14 protein-coding genes are annotated in these 17,924 nt (G+C 68.8%); 13 read left to right on the forward strand and 1 reads right to left on the reverse strand.

Annotated elements, in window-relative coordinates:
- The first annotated feature begins 24 nt into the window (after positions 1–24).
- Positions 25–2,739, forward strand: a complete 2,715-nt coding sequence (locus ACIOVG_RS09945; RefSeq protein WP_400872736.1) for an alpha/beta hydrolase-fold protein — start codon at positions 25–27, stop codon at positions 2,737–2,739.
- Positions 2,740–2,803: 64 nt separating this feature from the next.
- On the forward strand, positions 2,804–3,895 hold the full coding sequence (locus ACIOVG_RS09950; protein ID WP_400872302.1) for a hypothetical protein: 1,092 nt from the start codon (positions 2,804–2,806) through the stop codon (positions 3,893–3,895).
- A 34-nt stretch (positions 3,896–3,929) separates the two neighbouring features.
- On the opposite strand, the gene ACIOVG_RS09955 is transcribed toward ACIOVG_RS09950, so the two are convergent.
- The gene (locus ACIOVG_RS09955; protein WP_400872305.1) at positions 3,930–4,949 is read right to left on the reverse strand and encodes a LacI family DNA-binding transcriptional regulator; all 1,020 of its coding nucleotides are present in this window, start codon (positions 4,947–4,949) and stop codon (positions 3,930–3,932) included.
- A gap of 141 nt (positions 4,950–5,090) precedes the next feature.
- Between ACIOVG_RS09955 and ACIOVG_RS09960 the strand changes: the two genes are divergently transcribed.
- From ACIOVG_RS09960 to ACIOVG_RS10010, 11 genes are all read left to right on the forward strand, one after another.
- Positions 5,091–5,786, forward strand: a complete 696-nt coding sequence (locus ACIOVG_RS09960) for a GntR family transcriptional regulator (RefSeq protein WP_400872308.1) — start codon at positions 5,091–5,093, stop codon at positions 5,784–5,786.
- A 237-nt stretch (positions 5,787–6,023) separates the two neighbouring features.
- Positions 6,024–7,004, forward strand: a complete 981-nt coding sequence (locus ACIOVG_RS09965) for a sugar phosphate isomerase/epimerase family protein (protein ID WP_400872739.1) — start codon at positions 6,024–6,026, stop codon at positions 7,002–7,004.
- The gene (locus ACIOVG_RS09970) at positions 7,001–8,743 is read left to right on the forward strand and encodes a dihydroxyacetone kinase family protein (RefSeq protein WP_400872311.1); all 1,743 of its coding nucleotides are present in this window, start codon (positions 7,001–7,003) and stop codon (positions 8,741–8,743) included. The genes ACIOVG_RS09965 and ACIOVG_RS09970 overlap by 4 nt, the downstream gene beginning before the upstream one ends.
- A complete protein-coding gene (locus tag ACIOVG_RS09975) occupies positions 8,740–9,207 on the forward strand; it encodes a ribose-5-phosphate isomerase (RefSeq protein ID WP_400872313.1) in 468 nt (155 codons plus the stop codon). The genes ACIOVG_RS09970 and ACIOVG_RS09975 overlap by 4 nt, the downstream gene beginning before the upstream one ends.
- Positions 9,204–10,157, forward strand: a complete 954-nt coding sequence (locus ACIOVG_RS09980; RefSeq protein ID WP_400872316.1) for a 3-hydroxyacyl-CoA dehydrogenase family protein — start codon at positions 9,204–9,206, stop codon at positions 10,155–10,157. Before ACIOVG_RS09975 ends, ACIOVG_RS09980 begins: the two co-directional genes overlap by 4 nt.
- Before the next feature lie 162 nt (positions 10,158–10,319).
- Positions 10,320–11,675, forward strand: coding sequence for an ABC transporter substrate-binding protein (locus ACIOVG_RS09985; RefSeq protein ID WP_400872319.1), 1,356 nt, complete (start codon positions 10,320–10,322; stop codon positions 11,673–11,675).
- A gap of 74 nt (positions 11,676–11,749) precedes the next feature.
- Positions 11,750–12,694, forward strand: a complete 945-nt coding sequence (locus ACIOVG_RS09990) for a carbohydrate ABC transporter permease (protein WP_400872322.1) — start codon at positions 11,750–11,752, stop codon at positions 12,692–12,694.
- Positions 12,691–13,569, forward strand: coding sequence for a carbohydrate ABC transporter permease (locus tag ACIOVG_RS09995; protein ID WP_247628059.1), 879 nt, complete (start codon positions 12,691–12,693; stop codon positions 13,567–13,569). The genes ACIOVG_RS09990 and ACIOVG_RS09995 overlap by 4 nt, the downstream gene beginning before the upstream one ends.
- A 44-nt stretch (positions 13,570–13,613) precedes the next feature.
- Positions 13,614–15,125: an alpha-N-arabinofuranosidase gene (locus tag ACIOVG_RS10000; protein ID WP_400872326.1), complete on the forward strand. Its 1,512-nt coding sequence runs from the start codon at positions 13,614–13,616 to the stop codon at positions 15,123–15,125.
- Positions 15,122–16,522 carry a glycoside hydrolase family 5 protein gene (locus ACIOVG_RS10005; RefSeq protein ID WP_400872329.1) on the forward strand — a complete coding sequence of 467 codons (1,401 nt, stop codon included), beginning with the start codon at positions 15,122–15,124 and terminating at the stop codon, positions 16,520–16,522. The genes ACIOVG_RS10000 and ACIOVG_RS10005 overlap by 4 nt, the downstream gene beginning before the upstream one ends.
- 53 nt (positions 16,523–16,575) lie before the next feature.
- Positions 16,576–17,832: an FAD-binding protein gene (locus tag ACIOVG_RS10010; protein ID WP_400872332.1), complete on the forward strand. Its 1,257-nt coding sequence runs from the start codon at positions 16,576–16,578 to the stop codon at positions 17,830–17,832.
- The last annotated feature ends 92 nt before the right edge of the window (positions 17,833–17,924 follow it).

Consider the following 17,924-nt stretch of genomic DNA (forward strand, 5'->3'; position numbering starts at 1 on the left):
ATGACACGAGAGGAATCAAAGGTGATGAGAACTCGAACGAGTGCCTCCCCCCGCGGCGGTCGAAGCCGCTGGGTCGCACTGCTGGCGGCGACGGCGGTGGGGGCCGGCTCGCTGCTGGCCGCGCAGCCTGCTGCTGCTGCCGACACCCCGGCGGATCCATGGATATCCCAACCTGCCGACGGTCTCTACCGGTTCACGGTGCCGGACTCGGTGGTGCGCAGCCAGGTCGGCAGTGCGCCGGCATCCCTGGCGGTGGAGGGGAACTTCGGCCCCGGCAACAGCTGGTCGCAGCTCAACCTCGGGCTCAGCGGCGGCTCCTGGACCGCCACGATCGGGCCGCTCGAGCCCGGACAGTACTCCTTCCAGTACAAGGCGACGATCGCGGGCACTGAACAGCTCGTCACGTTCCGCAACCCGGCCACCGAGCAGCCCGTCACCGCGAAGCCCTCATACAACACGTTCTTCGTGGGCGGAGCATCGGCGGCATGGCAGGCGGACGTCCCCGCGGGCGGCGAGCTGCACACGCTGACCTACGACAGCGCCACGGCCGGCGAGGAGCGCTCCGCCCAGGTGTGGACGCCTCCGAGCTACGACGCGAACCGCGCCGACGAGTACCCGGTGCTCTACCTGCTGCAGGATGCCGGCCAGGCGTACAGCGAGTGGACCGAGCTCGGGCGCGCCGCTCAGATCCTCGACAACCTCGCGGTCGAAGGCGCCATGGAGCCGATGGTCGTCGTGATGGGCGACGGGAACTCGACCGATGTGCGCTCCGAGGTGCTCGACAGCCTGCTGCCTGCGGCGCGCGAGGAGTTCCACATCTCGGATGACGCCGCGGACCAGGCCATCGCCGGAATCGGTCGTGGCGCTTCGCAGGCGCTGAACCTCATGGTCACCGACCCCGGGGAGTTCTCGAAGGTCGGATCGTTCTCGGGGAACCTGGTGAGCAGCATCAGCGCGGCCAAGGCCGCCCAGATCAACGACGGCACCGACCTGATCCGACTCTATGTCGGCAACACCACGGACCGGTCGTACAACCAGAACGTCGCGCTGACCTCGAAGCTCGACGCCGCCGGCGTGGAGTACGAGTTCGACGGAGTGAACCCGAGCTACGGCGGCATCTGGGAGACCTGGCAGGAGTCGCTGCACGACTTCGCCTCCCGGCTCTTCCGCGATGTCGACGATCACGGCATGAGCGAGGGGCACCGCGCCCTGAACGGAGTGCACACCCTCCCCGCCACCGGCACGACGCCCACTCCCTGGGTCGACGAGCACGGCGTCGTGACCTTCGAGACCGGCACGGAGTTCAGCGCCGCGAAGAACGTGACGATCTGGGCGAACTGGGCCCCGGCGGGCAACTGGCTGCGCATTCCGATGGAGAAGGTCGGCGACCGCTGGCGACTCACCCTCGGACCGCTCGACGGCGGCTCGTACTACTACAAGTTCGTCGTGGACCGCGTCGATCACAAGGACGCAGGCAACCCGACCGTGGTGACCTCCGAGTCCAAGTGGAGCACGTTCTTCGTGGCCGGAAGCGGCGTACGCGGCGAGTTCACCGGTGACGTGGCGCCCGAGCTGCGCGGCGCGGTCGAGACCATGAACTATCCGACTCTTGCCGGCGCGCAGGATCGCTCGGCCTACGTCTGGACGCCGCCGGGATATGACCCCGACCGTGAGGAGCCGTACCCGGTGTTCTTCCTCCAGCATGGCGGCGGGCAGACGTGGAGCGACTGGATCCAGGTCGGACGAGCTGCGCAGATCCTCGACAACCACTACGCCAAGGGCACCATCCGTCCGATGGTCGTCGTGATGGCGAACGGCAACGGCGTCGACTATCCGAAGGAGATCCTGCAGAACATCGTTCCGGCCACCGAGGCGGCGTACAACGTCAGCTCCGATCCGGCGCAGCGCGCGCTGGCCGGTCTCTCGATGGGCTCCGGTCACGCGCTGAGCACGCTCTACGCACACCCCGGAGAGTTCGCGTACATCGGCGCCTTCTCGGCATTCAGCGCCCCGCCGGCCAGCGCCGACGTCGACGCGATCAACGCCGGCACGAAGCTCCTGGCCGTGTACACCGGCGACATCCAGGACTTCACGTACCAGAACACGATGTCGCTCATCAGTGCGCTCGAGACCCGTGGCATCACGCATGAGTTCCATGCGCCGATTCCCGGGCCGCACAGCTGGGACGTCTGGCAGAAGGCGTTGATCGACTTCGTGCCGAAGCTGTTCGCCGCCGACACGGCATCCGGCATCCCCGTGACCGCGGCGATCGCCGAGGGTGAGAACGGCGTGCTCGCGATGACCGTCGCGGAGTTCGGCGCCGGGATCGCCCTGTCCGCTCCGCAGAACGTGGGTGACCGGCTCCGGTTCACCGGCGAACTGCCGGAGGTCGCGGTGACGGACTCCCGCACGGCGCAGCAGGCGGGCCTGGGCGGATGGACCGTCGCGGCGCAGGCGCAGCCGTTCACCTCGAGCGGCCAGACGATCCAGGCCGATCATCTGGGCTGGGTGCCGAAGGTGCTCACACCGCGTGCCGGTCTCGCGGCCGGCGCCGCGCTGGCGACCGCACTCGATGGCGGCTCGGGTCTCTCGACCGCCGGTGAGCTGGCCAGTGCCTCCACCGAGGGGCGCTTCGGTTCCGCGAAGCTCGGTGCGGGCCTGCAGCTGGAGGTTCCGGTTGACACACAGCCCGGGTCGTACTCCAGCGTTCTGTCCATCTCCCTGTTCCCGGTCGACTGACCCGGAACCTCACCCCGTGCGGCCGGTCGGTTCCTCGACCGGCCGCACGACGGCTTGGAGCACCATGAACCTGCATCCTCTATCTCTGCTCGGCGCGACCGCACTGGCGCTGTTGCTCGCTGTCGGACAGCCGACCGCTGCGGGCGCGCATCCCCTGCCCGTTCCCGCTGAGACCGACACCGCGCCCGATCCTGCGGCGGGAATCACCTGGGCGCTGCAACCGGCCGTCGACGGCGCACCGGACGGGCGGGTCTCCCTGCGGCACCGGGTCGATCCCGGTGCGTCGGTGGAGGAGAGCCTCGCGCTGTCGAACTTCAGCGCCCAGGCAGCGACCTTCGCGGTCTATGCGAGCGACGGAACGGTCGGCGGCGACGGCAGCTTCGACCTCATCCCCGCCGGCCAGGAGTCGACGGGCGGTGGCGCGTGGGTGGCGCTCGGCGCCGTCGATGGCGCGGCGCCGCGCGACGACGGCGGCTTCGCCGTGAGCGTTCCCGCGGGGGAGAGCGTCGTCTTCCCCGTGCACATCGAGGTCCCCGCGGATGCTGCGCCGGGCGACCATCCGGCGGGAATCGTCGCCGAGCTGCTGCCGGATGCCGCCTCGGAGGTGCAGCTCGCCTCGCGCGTCGGCGTGCGGGTGCATCTGCGGGTGTCCGGCGACATCGTGGCGGGAGTGCGTCCCGATGGGGTGCAGGCGACGTACGAGCCCTCGTGGAATCCCTTCGCCCCCGGAACGCTGGTGGTGCGCTACGACCTGGCCAACACGGGCAACGTGCGGCTGGGGGCCGAGACGGTGGTCGGGACGGCGGGGCCGTTCGGTCTGCTGCCAGACGAGTCGCCCGCGCTCGCGCAGCGGGAGCTGCTGCCGGGCCAGTCGAGCCCCGCAGAGGTCAGGGTCCCGGTGTGGCCGCTGTTCCTCGCGGACGGTCGGGTCATCGCGTCCCCTGCCGCGGTCGGAGACGATGAGATCGAGGGCGCGCTCGTTGCCTCGGAGGAGACGTTCACGGTGTGGACCGTGCCGTGGGCGCAGCTGGCGCTGATCGTGCTCGTCGTCGGGGGCGTGCTGCTGTTCCGGCGCCTTCGCATCCGCTCGGCTGCGCGCGTGCAGGCGCGCATCGACGAGGCCGTCGCGGCGGCACAGGGCGCTGATCGCGTCTGAACGGCGTCTGCACCGGGAGCAACGCGGAGGAAGGTTAGCGGCGGGTGCCGGGGAATCCGGTGGACTCGCGGCGCACGATGCGGAAGTCGGGCGTGATGGTGCGCGGCGGCCGCCGCGCACCCTTCTCCTCGATGCGCTCGATCAGCAGGTCGACCGCGGCGAGGGCGATCTGCTCGCGACCGACGTCGACGCTCGACAGCGACGGCACCGAGAAGCGCGCCTCGTCGGTGTTGTCGAAGCCGATCACGGCGATGTCCTGGGGAACGCGCAGGCCGGCTTCGCCGAGCGCGCGCAGCGCGCCGAGACCCATGGTGTCGTTGAGCGCGAAGACGGCGTCGAACGCGACGCCCTCCTCGATGAGCTGCCGAGTGGTGTCGGCGCCCGCCGCATGGTTCCAGTGGATGCTGGGGCGGATGAGGCGCGGATCGACCGGGATGCCCGCCTGATCGAGCGCTTCGAGGTACCCGTCCAGACGCAGGCTCGCCGAACTGACCTCGGCACCTCGCTGCTCCTCTGCCCCGATGATCGCGATGCGCCGCCGTCCGGTGTCGATGAGGTGCTCGACGGCTGCCCGCGCCGAGGTCGTGTTGTGCATGGCCACATGGTCGGTGGGACCGTTGAAGATCCGCTCACCGAGCAGCACCAGAGGGAAGTCGGTGCCGAGCGCGTCGGCGTCGCTCTGCCCGAGCGCCGACGGGCTGAACAGCAGTCCGTCGGTCAGGCGCAGCCGCCCTCCGCTGACGGCCTGGAGCTCGCGGGTGCGCTCGCCGCTGGTCTGCTCGACCACGACGCCGAGGCCTCGCACATCGGCGACGCGGATCACCGCATCCGCCAGCTCGGCGAAGTAGTTCTCCCGGAGCGCCGGCACCGCGAGGCCGATCACCCCCGTCTTCCCCGACCGCAGCCCACGGGCCGAGAGGTTCGGACGGTAGTCGAGCTCGTCGATCGCGGCCTGCACGCGCTCGCGTGTGTCCGGCCGCACGTGCGGGAAGTCGTTGATGACGTTCGACACGGTCTTGATCGACACGCCGGCGAGGCGCGCGACGTCGTGCATCGTCGAACCCATCACCCCGCCCATCCCGCGTCGCGTCGCTGCTGCGGCACGTTCTCCATACTCTAGCTTCCGCGCTGCTCGGCGCCGCGGAGCGTGATCCGGTCGATGCCGCAGCCCCCCTGGTGACCGTAGGATGGCGCAATGCCGACCGAGCCGCGCCGACCCGTCCGCCCCGAGCGGATCAGTCCCCGACTGGTCGTCGACGACGTTCACGATCAGCTGCTGCGTCTGATCATCGACGGGCACCTGCCTGCCGACTCTCCGCTGAGCATCGACGCGCTCGCCCGCGAGTTCGGGGTCTCGTCCAGCCCGGTGCGCGAGGCGCTCACCCGGCTGGAGTCGACGGGGCTGGTGCAGCGTCTGGCATTGCGGGGCTACCGCGTCGCCCCCGCCCTCACGGCGGATGAACTGGCCGACCTGATCGACGCGCGTCTGCTTCTGGAGCCGGCAGTGGCGGCGGCGGCCGCGCTCCGTCCGGCCAGGGAGGGGCTGGTCGACGAACTCGAGGCGAGCGTCGTCGCACTGGCGGCAGCGCCGCACGGTGAGCAGTTCGACTCGTTCCGCGCCTACTACGACGCCGATCGCGAGTTCCACAGGGCGATCGTCGCGGGCACCCACAACCGCTTCCTGGTGCACGCCTACGACGCGCTCGGCAGCCACGTGCAGCGATTCCGCCTCTTCTCCGGCACGGGCGTGACGGACGCCGAGACGACCGTGGCCGAGCACCGCGCCATCGCGCTCGCGATCTCGGCAGGGGATGCGGACGCGGCTTCACAGGCCATGCGTGCGCACCTCGTCGGCGTGCGGACCCGCGCTCTCGCCGAGATCCAGGACTGACGCGCCCCGACCATCGGTCGCGGCGACTCCTGCTGCGCGGTTCCGCGCCCGCCGGGTGGCGGCGACCCCCGGTAGCGGGGAGGCGCCTCCGCGGCCGGTCGATGGTGCGCGCCGCGGACGCGCTGTGCGTCTCCCGACACGATCGCCGTCCGGTGCGCCCGCTCACGAGAAAACACTCGTCGATTCTCTAAAACCGTGTATCGTGCATGATACCGGATTCAATGGAGTTGATGGATGATGGCGTTCACTGCCGAAGACTGGCCGATCGCGGCTGCCATGCTGCCTTTCGCGGCGCACCTGCCCTTCGGCGCAGGGGAAGACGCGCTGCGGCGCGAGTGGTCGACCACGTTGCAGGAGGTCGCCGACGCGGGGTTCGCGCACGTCGATCTCACCGATTCGTGGCTGCGTTACGGCGACCTGGATGCGCGAGGTCGCGAGGCGCTGCGCGCGGCTCTGGCAGACGCGGGTCTGGGCGCGAGCTCGGTCTCGGCGATCCGGCGCAGCGTGATCGAGCAGGGCGCCGGGGAGGAGAACCTCGCCTACAGCCACCGCACGCTCGAGTTCGCTGCCGAGTTCGGGATCGGCGTCGTCTCGGTCGGGCTGCATCAGGCGCTGACGCCCCGGCAGCGAGAGCAGCTGTGGTTCTGGACGGTCGAGGGTCACCGCGATCGTCCGGATGACGCCGAGGCGTGGGCGCTGGCCGTCCGTCGATTCCGCGAGCTCGGCGCACACGCCGCCGACCTCGGCATCCTGCTCTCTCTCGAGATGTACGAGCACACGTTCCTGGGCACGGCGGCATCGGCCGTGCGCATGGTCGAGGAGATCGGCATGCGCGAGGTCGGATTGAACCCCGACGTGGGAAACCTGATCCGGCTGCACGAGCCGATCGAGGATTGGCGGGAGGTCGTGGCATTGACCGCGCCGTTCACCAACTTCTGGCACGTCAAGAACTACACGCGCGATGAGGACCCGATCTCCGGGCTCGTCACCACGGCGCCCGCATACCTGGAGAGCGGGCTCATCGACTACCGCGCCGCGTTCCGCATCGCGATCGCGAGCGGCTTCCAGGGAGTCATCTGCACCGAGCACTACGGCGGTGACGGGCTGAGCATGAGCGCGGCGAATCGTGACTATCTGCGGGGCCGGATCCTGCCGCGCCGCCCGTACGAGCCCGGAACGAGCCGGGTCGCCCAGCACGCGGAGAGGGTCGCATCATGACGCGCATCGTCTCGGATCCGGACACCTTCGTCGCCGAGGCGCTGGACGGCCTCGTGCTCGCGCACTCGCAGGAGCTGCGGCGGGTGGAGGGCGGGGTCGCTCGCCGTTCATCGCTCGCGCCCGGCCAGGTCGCGGTCGTCGTCGGCGGCGGATCCGGTCACTACCCGGCATTCGCGGGAATCGTCGGAGTCGGGATGCCGGCGGCGGCCGTGTGCGGCAACATCTTCTCGTCGCCATCGGCGGGCCAAGCGGTGCGCGTCGCCCACGCGGTCGAGGCGGGCGGGGGAGTGCTCTTCAGCTACGGCAACTACGCCGGTGATGTCATCCACTTCGGCGAGGCCGAGCGTCGGCTGCGCGACGAGGGTCTCGACGTGCGCACCGTGCTGGTGACCGATGACATCGCCAGTGCACCCCCGACGGAGGCCGCGCAGCGCCGGGGCATCGCCGGTGACCTGTGCGTTTTCCGGATCGCCGGTGCGGCGGCGGAACGCGGTGATTCCCTCGACGCGGTCGAGCGGCTCGCGCGGCATGCGAACGACCGCACCCGCACGATCGGCGTCGCCGTCTCCGGATGCACGGTGCCGGGTGCGAGCGAGCCGTTGTTCGAGGTGCCGGAGGGGATGATGTCGATCGGGCTCGGCATCCACGGCGAACCCGGCATCCGCGACATCCCCGTGCAGAGCGCGCCGGAGCTGGCGCGCACGCTTCTGGAGCCTCTGCTAGCAGAGCGTCCGCAGGGCGCGGAGTCGCGTGTCGCGCTTCTGGTGAACGGGTTGGGAACCGTCAAGTACGAGGAGCTCTTCGTGCTCTTCGGGCACCTGCATCGCGAGCTCGAGCAGGCGGGCATCGCGGTGACGAGTCCGCTCTGCGGCGAGTTGGTCACGAGTCTCGACATGGGGGGCGTCTCGGTCACGCTGCTCTGGCTGGATGACGAGCTGGAGGAGCTGTGGGATGCTCCCGCGGCGTCGCCCGCCTTCCGGCGCGGCGCGGTCGTCGATGCGAAGAAGCCGGATGACGCGGAGCGCCCTGACCCCATCGCGGTCGACGCGGTCATCGAGCCCCGCGAGGCATCCGCGTCGTCCCGGCGAGCCGCCGAGACCGCGCGCGATCTGCTGTCCCTGGCCCGCGGCGCCGTCGTGGCCCAGGCGGACAGCCTGGGGGCGCTCGACGCCATCGCCGGAGACGGCGACCACGGCATCGGCATGAGCCGAGGCCTCGCGGCGGCGGTCGCCGCGGCATCCTCCCTTCCGGACGGCGCCGGGCTCTCGACACTGCTCGCCGCGGCGGGAGAAGCGTGGTCGGAGACCGCCGGCGGCACCTCGGGGGCGCTCTGGGGCGCCGCGCTGACGGAGTTCGGTCGGGTCGCCGACAGTGCGGGAGCGCAGAGCGGAGAGGCGGTCGCCGCGGCGGTGACGGCTGCTCGCGAACGGATCGCCCAGCTGGGCGGAGCCGAGGCGGGGGACAAGACCATGCTCGACGCGCTGCTGCCGTTCGACGTGGCGCTGCGGAGCGCAATCGCCGAGGGGGCACCCGTCGCGACCGCCCTTCGGCAGGCCGCGTCGGCGGCGAGCGGGGCGGCGCAGGAGACCGCGAGTCTGCGTCCGCGGAAGGGGCGTGCGCGTCCGCTGGCGGAGAAGAGCCTCGGCCACCCCGATCCGGGCGCCGTGTCGTTCGCGTTGATCGTGGAGACGCTCGCGGACTGGGCCGATGCGGATGAGCACACAGAGGAGCAGCGATGACCGGATGGAAGATCGTGATCGGCGCGGATGACGCGGGCTACGAGTACAAGGAGATCCTCCGCGGTCTGCTCGAGGCCGACCCGCGGGTGGACAGTGTGGTCGACGTCGGCGTCGGCGCAGACGGTCACACCCCGTATCCCCGTGTCGCGTCGGAAGCGGCGAGGATGGTCGCGGACGGTCGGACGGATCGGGCGCTGCTCGTGTGCGGCACGGGGCTGGGCATGGCGATCGCGGCGAACAAGGTCCGCGGAGTGCGGGCGGTGACGGCGCACGATGCCTACTCGGTCGCGCGGTCGGTGCTCAGCAACAACGCGCAGGTGCTCACGCTGGGAGCCAGGGTGATCGGACCGGAGCTGGCCAAGACGCTGGTCGACGAATGGCTGGGGCTGACATTCGATCCTCGGTCGGCATCGTCGGCCAAGGTGGAACTGATCGAGCAGATGGACGCGGAGGAGTCGGCATGACGGAGCAGGTCGCAGTGGTGGGATCCGGCTACATGGGCGGAGGGATCGCGCAGGTGATCGCCCTGTCCGGTCGCCGCGTCGTCCTCGCGGACGTGACGGCGGAACAGGCCGCCCTGAGTCGAGAGCGCATCATCCGCGAAGCGCAGGACTTCGAGGCGAAGGCCCTGTTCCCTGCGGGCGCTGCCGCGCGTATCGCGGAGGGCGTGCACGCCGCCGACTCGATCGAGGAGGCGGTGGCCGCAGCCGACATCGTCGAGGAGGCGGTGCCGGAGATCCTCGCCGTCAAGCACGAGACCCTGCGCCGGATCAGCGCGGCGGCTCCCTCGACCGCGGTCATCGGCAGCAACACCTCGACGATCTCGATCGCATCGCTCGCAGAGGCCGTCGAGCGGCCGGAGCGCTTCCTGGGCGTGCACTTCAGCAACCCGGCGACCTTCATCCCCGGTGTCGAGGTGATCCCGCACGCGGGCACCGACCCTGCCGTCGTCCCCCGCATGATCGCGTTGCTCGCCGAGTGCGGCAAGGCCGGGGTCGAGGTTCCGGATGTCACGGGCTTCGTGCTCAACCGGCTGCAGTACGCGCTGTTCACGGAGGCCGCGCGCCTCGTGGAGGAGGGAGTCGCGACAGCGGAGTCCATCGACACCATCGCGAGGACGACCTTCGGTTTCCGGCTGCCGTTCTTCGGGCCGTTCGCGATCGCCGACATCGCCGGTCTCGACGTCTACGAGTTCTGCTACGGCTCGCTGGGGGAGGCATATCCCGACCGGTTCGTGGAGCCGGACGTGCTGCGAGACCGGGTGCAGCGGGGAGAGCTCGGAGTGAAGAGCGGGCGGGGCTTCCTGGCGACTCCGCCCGAGCGCAGCGCCGAGCTGGTCGCCTACCGCGACAGGGCCTATGCGGCGATGGCGAAGCTGCTCGACGAGATCGGCCCGGCACCGATCGACTACTAGACGCGATGCCGGTATTCCGGTGGCGTCTTCCTTGACACCGCAGGCAACGTCTGCGGTAAAATTACAACGTTAGAAATACAACGTTGTAATCCTAACCATCTCGCGTCCCGACGACCGGATGGGGCATTGAACAATGAAGTCCAGTATCCGAAGGGAAACACAGTGAAGACGAAGCACGCTCTCGCTGCGGCACTCACTCTCGTCCTCGCCGGCGGCCTCGCTTCGTGCGCCGACAGCGGCGGCACGGAAGCGAACGGCGGCAACGCAGCCACCAACTGCACAAACACGATCGAGAAGAAGGATCTTCCGGTCGTCACGATGTGGGCCTGGTACCCGAACATGGAGCTCGTCGTCGACAACTTCAACAAGGAGAGCGACGACGTCCAGGTCTGCTGGACGAACGCGGGACAGGGTGGTGACGAGTACGACAAGTTCCAGACCGCGATCACCGCGGGCACCGGAGCCCCGGATGTGATCATGATCGAGGCCGACCGCATCCCCACCTTCCAGGTGCAGAACGCGATCGTCGACATCGCCGCGTTCGGCTATGACGATGTCAAGGACAACTACAGCGAAGGCGCCTGGAAGGACGTCTCGGTCGGCGAGGGCGTCTACGGCGTTCCGGTCGACGGCGGCCCGATGGGGATGATCTACCGCAAGGACATCTTCGACACCTACGGCATCACCCCTCCGACCACCTGGGCGGAGTACGAGGCCGCGGCGCAGAAGGTCAAGGACGCCGGCGGTCCGCTGTTCGGAGACCTCGGCGCGAACGTGCCGGCGGTCATGATGGCGCTGCAGTACCAGAACGGTGCGGAGCCGTTCACCTACGACTCCGCTGACCCGGAGAAGATCTCGATCAACCTCAACGACGACGCGTCCAAGGAGGTCCTGGACTACTGGGACGGCCTGGTCGAGAAGGGACTGGTCGGCACGCAGGATCAGTTCACTCCCGAGTACATCGCCGGTGTCATCGGCGGCGACTACGCGACCTACATCTCCGCGGCCTGGGCCCCGGGGTACCTGACGGGCGCAGGCGTCGGTGAAGGAGAGGACGCCGGTGTCTGGGCGACCGCTCCGCTGCCGCAGTGGGATGCCTCCGACCCGACCTATGTCAACTGGGGCGGTTCCGCCTTCTCCGTCACGAGCCAGGCGTCGAACCCCGAGCTCGCGGCCAAGGTCGCCTTCGGCGTCTACGCCGATGAGGCATCGCTGACCGACGGATGGCAGAACCAGGTGATCTTCCCACTCAACCTCACCGCTCTCAACTCGCCCGACTTCGAGAACTACGAAGTGCCGTTCTTCGGCGGGCAGCTGGCGAACAAGGAGGTGTACGTCCCCGCGGCGAACGGGTACACGGGTATGACCTACACGCCGTTCGGCGCGTACTACTTCGACGCGTTCAACGAACAGCTCGCGTCGATCAACGAGGGGTCGGTCTCCGGTTCGGAGGCGGCCGACGGCCTGCAGGAATCGGTCGTCAAGTATGCCGAGGAGCAGGGCTTCACCGTCGAGTGATCGCCCCGCGGTGGGTCGCCCCTCGTGCGGGCGGCCCACCGCGTCCCCCCTCCCTCTCAACCCAGGAGTCATCCATGACTGTCGATATCGCGGTTCGTCCGCAGGCGACGAAGACGAAGAAGCGCAGCGCGCGGCGCGGTGGCGCGTCCACGCACGGCCGCGTCGGGTGGGCGTTCGTCGCCCCCTTCGCGATCGTCTTCCTCGCACTGCTCGTCACCCCCCTGCTCTATGCGCTCTACCTGAGCCTGTTCCAGACACGCCTGATCGGCGGGACGACGTTCGTCCTGTTCGACAACTACATCAAGGCCTTCACCGACCCGAACTTCCTCGACGGCATCCGCTTCGTCATCGGCTTCTCCGCCATCCTGATCCCGCTGCAGATGGCGGTGTCGCTCGGGGTGGCTCTGATCCTCGACGCGGTGGTGACCCGATTCGCCCGCTTCTCGCGTCTGATGATCTTCCTGCCGTACGCGATCCCCGCCGTCATCGGCGCCCTCATGTGGGGATTCCTGTACAGCAAGAGCTTCGGCCCGATGGCCGAGATCTTCGGCCTGTTCGGCATGGCCGGTCCCGACATGCTCAGCCGCGACCTCGTCTTCTTCGGCCTGCTCAACATCGTGACCTGGCAGTGGGCCGGGTACTACATGATCATCATCTACGCGGCGCTGCAGGGCATCGATCCGACGCTGTACGAAGCGGCGCGCATCGACGGGGCGAGCGGATGGCAGATCACGCTGCGCATCAAGATCCCGCTGATCGCCCCCGCGCTCCTGCTGATCCTCGTGTTCGCCCTGATCGGCACTCTGCAGTTCTTCAACGAGCCGCAGATCCTGCGATATCTGGCATCCGGAGCGATCCCCGCCGACCTCACGCCGAACATGTACGCCTATCAACAGGCATTCGCACTGGCCAACTACAACTACGGATCGGCCATCTCCTTCGCGCTCGGCGCCGTGGTGTTCGTCTGCGTCTACCTCTTCATGTTCATCACCCGAAAGCGCGGGAGCTTCCTGTCATGACGACTCTCACCGACTCCACCCGTGCGGCGCGTCGCCGGCACCTGCCTCTTCAGGTGCTCCTCGGCTTCCTGGTCGTCTACTTCCTGATCCCCTTCTGGTGGGTCATCGTGAACAGCTCCAAAGATGCCGCCGGACTCTTCGGCGGCGGGAGCTCCCTGTGGTTCTCCTCGGACATCGACTACTGGGGAAACCTCGTCGACCTGTTCACGTACCAGAACGGCATCTACGCGCGGTGGATGCTGAACTCCGCCCTGTACGCCTTCGTCGGCGGCATCGGTGCGACAGTGCTCGCCGTGACCGCGGGCTACGGATTCGCCAAGTTCCGCTTCCGTGGCCGGAGCTTCAGCTTCGCGGTGCTGCTGGGGTCGGTCATGGTGCCCACGACGGCGCTCGTCATCCCGACGTTCATCCTGTTCTCGCAGGTGGGCCTGACGAACACGATCTGGGCGGTGATCCTGCCTACGCTGCTGAACCCGTTCGGGGTGTATCTCATGAACATCTACACCCGGGAAGCCGTGCCCGATGAGCTGCTCGACGCTGCCCGTGTCGATGGCGCGGGGGAGCTGCGCACGTTCCTCCAGGTGTCGATCCCGCTGATGCGCCCCGCGATCGTCACGGTCCTGCTGCTGTCGGTCGTGGCCTCGTGGAACAACTACTTCCTGCCGCTCGCGATGCTGTCCGACAACCGACTCTTCCCCGTCACGGTCGGCATCGGCATGTGGCAGGGCATCGCCTCGGCGAACAACGCCGGCGGCACCTCGCTCTGGAGCATCATCATCCTCGGCTCCCTCGTCTCGGTGATCCCGCTGATCATCGCGTTCCTCACCCTGCAGAAGTACTGGCAGGGCGGGCTCTCCATCGGAAGTCTCAAGTAGTCCCGACTGCTCGTGACCTCCTCTCTCCCCATGCAAAGGTGAAAATGATCAACGCACGACTCGCCATCGACCCGCACTTCACGGTCGGCGACATCAACCGACGACTCTTCGGGTCCTTCGTCGAGCACCTCGGACGGTCCGTCTACGGAGGAATCTACGAACCCGGCCACCCCACGGCCGATGCCGACGGATTCCGCGGCGACGTCATCGAGTTGGTCAAGGAGCTGGGGGTCTCCACGATCCGGTACCCCGGCGGGAACTTCATCTCCGGGTATCGCTGGGAAGACGGCATCGGCCCGCGCGAAGAGCGCCCTCGGCGGCTGGACCTGGCGTGGCACTCGATCGAGACCAACGAGATCGGCCTCGACGAGTTCGCCGCATGGGCGGATGGCATCGGCAGCGAGCTCATGTACGCGGTGAACCTCGGCACCAGGGGGATCGAGTCCGCGCTCGACGTGCTCGAATACACGAACGTCGCCTCGGGCACGTTCTGGTCGGAGAAGCGCATCGCCAACGGCAAGAAGGATCCGTACAACGTGCGGATGTGGTGCCTGGGCAACGAGATGGACGGCCCCTGGCAGGTCGGTCACTCCACCGCGCACGAGTACGGGCGTCTGGCGGTCAAGACGGCACGGGCGATGCGCATGGTCGATCCCGATCTCGAGCTCGTCGCGTGCGGCAGTTCGAGCGCGTCGATGCCGACCTTCGGCGAGTGGGAGCGGATCGTCCTCGAGGAGACCTACGACGAGGTCGACTTCATCTCCTGCCACGCGTACTACGAGCCCAAAGGCGGGGACTACGAGAGCTTCCTGGCTTCGGCCGTGGACATGGACCGCTTCATCGAGGCGGTCGTGGCGACGGCGGACCACGTGAAGGCGCTGCGACGGAGCGACAAGACGCTCAACATCTCGTTCGACGAATGGAACGTCTGGTACCAGTCGCGGTTCAACGACGTCGAGAAGATCACCGCGGCCGACGAATGGCCGATCGCTCCGCGCCTGCTGGAGGATTCGTACTCGGTCGTGGACGCCGTCGTGTTCGGCAACCTGCTCATCTCCCTGCTGCGTCACGCCGATCGCGTGACGGCCGCGAGTCTCGCCCAGCTGGTGAACGTGATCGCGCCGATCATGACCGAGCCGAACGGCACCTCCTGGCGTCAGACGACGTTCTTCCCCTTCGCCATCACCTCGCGTCTGGCACGCGGGCGCGCTCTGGAGGTGCGGCTGGAGGCGCCGACGTACGCGACGGAGGTCTACGGCGACGTGTCTCTCGTCGATGCGGTCGCCACTCACGACGAGGAGAGCGGTGACACGGCGGTGTTCCTCGTGAACCGCAGCCTGACCGAGGAGGTCACGGTGCAGATCGATGTCAGCCGTCTCGGCGACGTGTCGGTGACCTCGGCGCAGACCCTGCAGGACGACGACATCCACGCACGCAACACGATCGACGACCCGGAGCGGGTCGGCATGCAGGAGAACACCTCGGCCCGGGTGGCCGACGGCACGATCTCCATCACGCTGCCCGCCGTGTCGTGGACGGCGGTGACGGTGCGATGACCCTCGCGGATGCGGGTGGCCCGACGGCTGCGATCCTGCGGGTCGAGGGTCCCCGCATCCTCGACGGGGAGGCGCCGGTGTTGCTGCGCGGGTTCGGCCTCGGCGGCTGGATGAACATGGAGAACTTCATCACCGGCTACGCGGGAACCGAGACGCAGCACCGCAAGGCCCTGCGCCGGGTGCTCGGCGACGAAGCCTACGACAGCTACTTCGCGCGCTTCCTCTCGGTGTTCTTCACGGATGCCGATGCGGCGCATGTGCGCAGCCTCGGCATGAACTCGGTGCGCATCCCCTTCAACTACCGGCACTTCGAGGACGACGCCGAGCCGTTCGTGCTGAAAGAGGAGGGGTTCGCGCTGCTCGACCGGGCTGTGGACGCGTGTGCGCGGCACGGGATCTACGCGATCCTCGACCTGCACGCCGTGCCGGGCGCGCAGAATCAGCACTGGCACAGCGACAACCCGACCCAGTGGGCGCACTTCTGGTCGCAGCGGCAGTTCCAGGACCGTGTCGTGCACCTGTGGGAGCGCATCGCGGAGCGCTACCGGGGCAACCCCTGGGTCGCCGGCTACAACCCGATCAACGAGCCGGGGGATGCCGAGGGGACGACGATCGGGCCGTTCTATCGACGGCTGGAGGCGGCGATCCGTGCGGTCGACCCGGAGCACATCCTGTTCCTCGACGGCAACCGCTACTCGACGCAGTTCGACCAGCTCGGGGATCCGCTGCCGAACTGCGTCTACACCGCGCACGACTACGCGCTCCCCGGTTTCGTGGACGGCGGGCCGTACCCCGGTGTCAGTCGTGGACAGTACATCGACCGCGACCGGGTCGAGGAGACCTTCCTGCAGCGCACCGCCTACATGCGCGAGACCGGGACCCCGATCTGGGTCGGGGAGTTCGGACCGGTGTACACGGGCGACCCGGCGCGCGACGAGCAGCGCTATCAGCTGCTCGACGACCAGCTCGAGATCTACGCGCGCCATGACGCCAGCTGGGCGCTGTGGACGTACAAGGACATCGGACTGCAGGGAGCCGTCAGCACCGATCCGAACTCGGAGTACATGCGGCGCATCGCCCCCGTGCTGGAGAAGAAGAGCCGCCTCGGCGTCGACTCGTGGGGATCGACCGACGCCGGCGTGCGCGACGTGCTCGAGCCGCTCGAGAGACTGTTCGAGACGGAGTTCCCGGATTTCGCGCCGTTCCCGTGGGGAGCGCGACGGTGGATCCACGGCCACGTGCGTCACGTGATGCTCGCCGAGGCCATGGTGGGGGAGTACGCACGCGCATTCGCCGGGGTGAGCGCGCAGGAGGCGGAATCGCTCGCGGATGCCTTCGCGTTCGAGAACAGCGTGCGCCGCGAGCGGTTGGAACGGATCATCTCGACGCCGCGGTGAGCCCCGCGCATAGACTGCGACAGGACCACGGCGGGCGGCGAAGGAGTCTCGGCATGAACGAACGCAACTGGGCGGGCAACCTCACGTATCGTGCGGCGTCGCTCACGCATCCGACCTCGGTCGACGAGGTGCGCGCGCTGCTCGCACAGGGCGGACCGGTGCGGGTGCTCGGATCTCGGCACTGCTTCAACGACATCGCCGACACCGACGGCACGCTGATCGCGCTCGATCGCCTGCCCGTGGTGTTCGAGGTCAACGCCGAGCGGGATGCCGTGCGCGTCTCGGCCGGCCTGCGCTACGGCGACATCGCGCCGCTGCTGGAGGCGGAGGGGCTCGCGCTGGCGAACCTCGCCTCGCTGCCGCACATCTCGGTGGCCGGGGCCGTCGCCACCGGCACGCACGGTTCGGGCGACGCGATCGGCTCGCTGGCGAGTGCGGTCCGCTCCCTCACGATCCTCACCGCCGCGGGTGAGATCCGCCGCCTGCAGCGAGGAGACGACGGCTTCGACGGCGCGGTGGTGAGCCTCGGTGCGCTCGGCGTCGTGCTCGACGTCACGCTCGACGTGGAGCCGACCTACCAGGTGTCCCAGTACGTGTTCGAGCACCCGAGCTGGGATGCCGTGCTCGCCGACTTCGACGAGGTCACCTCGATCGGCACCAGCGTGAGCCTGTTCTCGACCTGGGAGCGCACCGACTTCGTGGACCAGATCTGGGTCAAGCAACGCCAGCCCGAAGCGCGGGAAGCCGCACGGGAGTCGCTGTTCGAGCGCTTGGGTGCGGAGCCGGCGGCGTCGAAGCGGCATCCGATCCTCGGCGTCGACCCCATCGCCTGCACCGAGCAGCTCGGGGCGCCGGGGCCGTGGTTCGAGCGCCTCACCCACTTCAAGCTCGAATACACCCCGTCGGCCGGCGCCGAGCTGCAGAGCGAATACCTCGTGCCCCGTGCGGATGCCGTCGCGGCGATCCAGTCGGTGCGGATGCTCGCCGGGCAGATCGCGCCACTGCTGCTCGTCAACGAGATCCGCACCGTGCGCGCCGATGACCTCTGGCTGAGCTCCTCGTCCGGCACGGATGCCGTCGGCATCCACTTCACCTGGAAGCCCGAAGAAGAGGCCGTCAGGGCGCTGCTCCCCACGATCGAGGCGGCCCTGCCCGAGACCGCGCGCCCGCACTGGGGCAAGGTGTTCACACTCGATGCGTCCGAGGTGCGCTCGCGCTACCCGCGCTGGCAGGACTTCGCCGCGCTCGCGGGCGCGTACGACCCCGAGCGCCGGTTCGTGAACCCGTACCTGGAGCGCCTGGGGCTGTAGGGGCAGCTGGCCTGTAGGGCGCCGTCACTGTGCGCCGCGGTGGCCGTAGGACGACGTCGCGCGCCCCGGGTGGTCGCTCATTGTCGTATCCC

This window comes from Microbacterium sp. NPDC087591 (assembly GCF_044743625.1).
Taxonomy (GTDB): Bacteria; Actinomycetota; Actinomycetes; order Actinomycetales; family Microbacteriaceae; genus Microbacterium.

Excerpts from the sequence above, each read along its gene's own strand:
- ACIOVG_RS09945 (WP_400872736.1), top strand. The coding sequence starts at position 25 with ATGAGAACTCGAACGAGTGCCTCCCCCCGCGGCGGTCGAAGCCGCTGG.
- ACIOVG_RS09950 (WP_400872302.1), top strand. The coding sequence starts at position 2,804 with ATGAACCTGCATCCTCTATCTCTGCTCGGCGCGACCGCACTGGCGCTG.
- ACIOVG_RS09955 (WP_400872305.1), bottom strand. The coding sequence starts at position 4,949 with ATGCACGACGTCGCGCGCCTCGCCGGCGTGTCGATCAAGACCGTGTCG.
- ACIOVG_RS09960 (WP_400872308.1), top strand. The coding sequence starts at position 5,091 with ATGCCGACCGAGCCGCGCCGACCCGTCCGCCCCGAGCGGATCAGTCCC.
- ACIOVG_RS09965 (WP_400872739.1), top strand. The coding sequence starts at position 6,024 with ATGGCGTTCACTGCCGAAGACTGGCCGATCGCGGCTGCCATGCTGCCT.
- ACIOVG_RS09970 (WP_400872311.1), top strand. The coding sequence starts at position 7,001 with ATGACGCGCATCGTCTCGGATCCGGACACCTTCGTCGCCGAGGCGCTG.
- ACIOVG_RS09975 (WP_400872313.1), top strand. The coding sequence starts at position 8,740 with ATGACCGGATGGAAGATCGTGATCGGCGCGGATGACGCGGGCTACGAG.
- ACIOVG_RS09980 (WP_400872316.1), top strand. The coding sequence starts at position 9,204 with ATGACGGAGCAGGTCGCAGTGGTGGGATCCGGCTACATGGGCGGAGGG.
- ACIOVG_RS09990 (WP_400872322.1), top strand. The coding sequence starts at position 11,750 with ATGACTGTCGATATCGCGGTTCGTCCGCAGGCGACGAAGACGAAGAAG.
- ACIOVG_RS09995 (WP_247628059.1), top strand. The coding sequence starts at position 12,691 with ATGACGACTCTCACCGACTCCACCCGTGCGGCGCGTCGCCGGCACCTG.
- ACIOVG_RS10000 (WP_400872326.1), top strand. The coding sequence starts at position 13,614 with ATGATCAACGCACGACTCGCCATCGACCCGCACTTCACGGTCGGCGAC.
- ACIOVG_RS10005 (WP_400872329.1), top strand. The coding sequence starts at position 15,122 with ATGACCCTCGCGGATGCGGGTGGCCCGACGGCTGCGATCCTGCGGGTC.
- ACIOVG_RS10010 (WP_400872332.1), top strand. The coding sequence starts at position 16,576 with ATGAACGAACGCAACTGGGCGGGCAACCTCACGTATCGTGCGGCGTCG.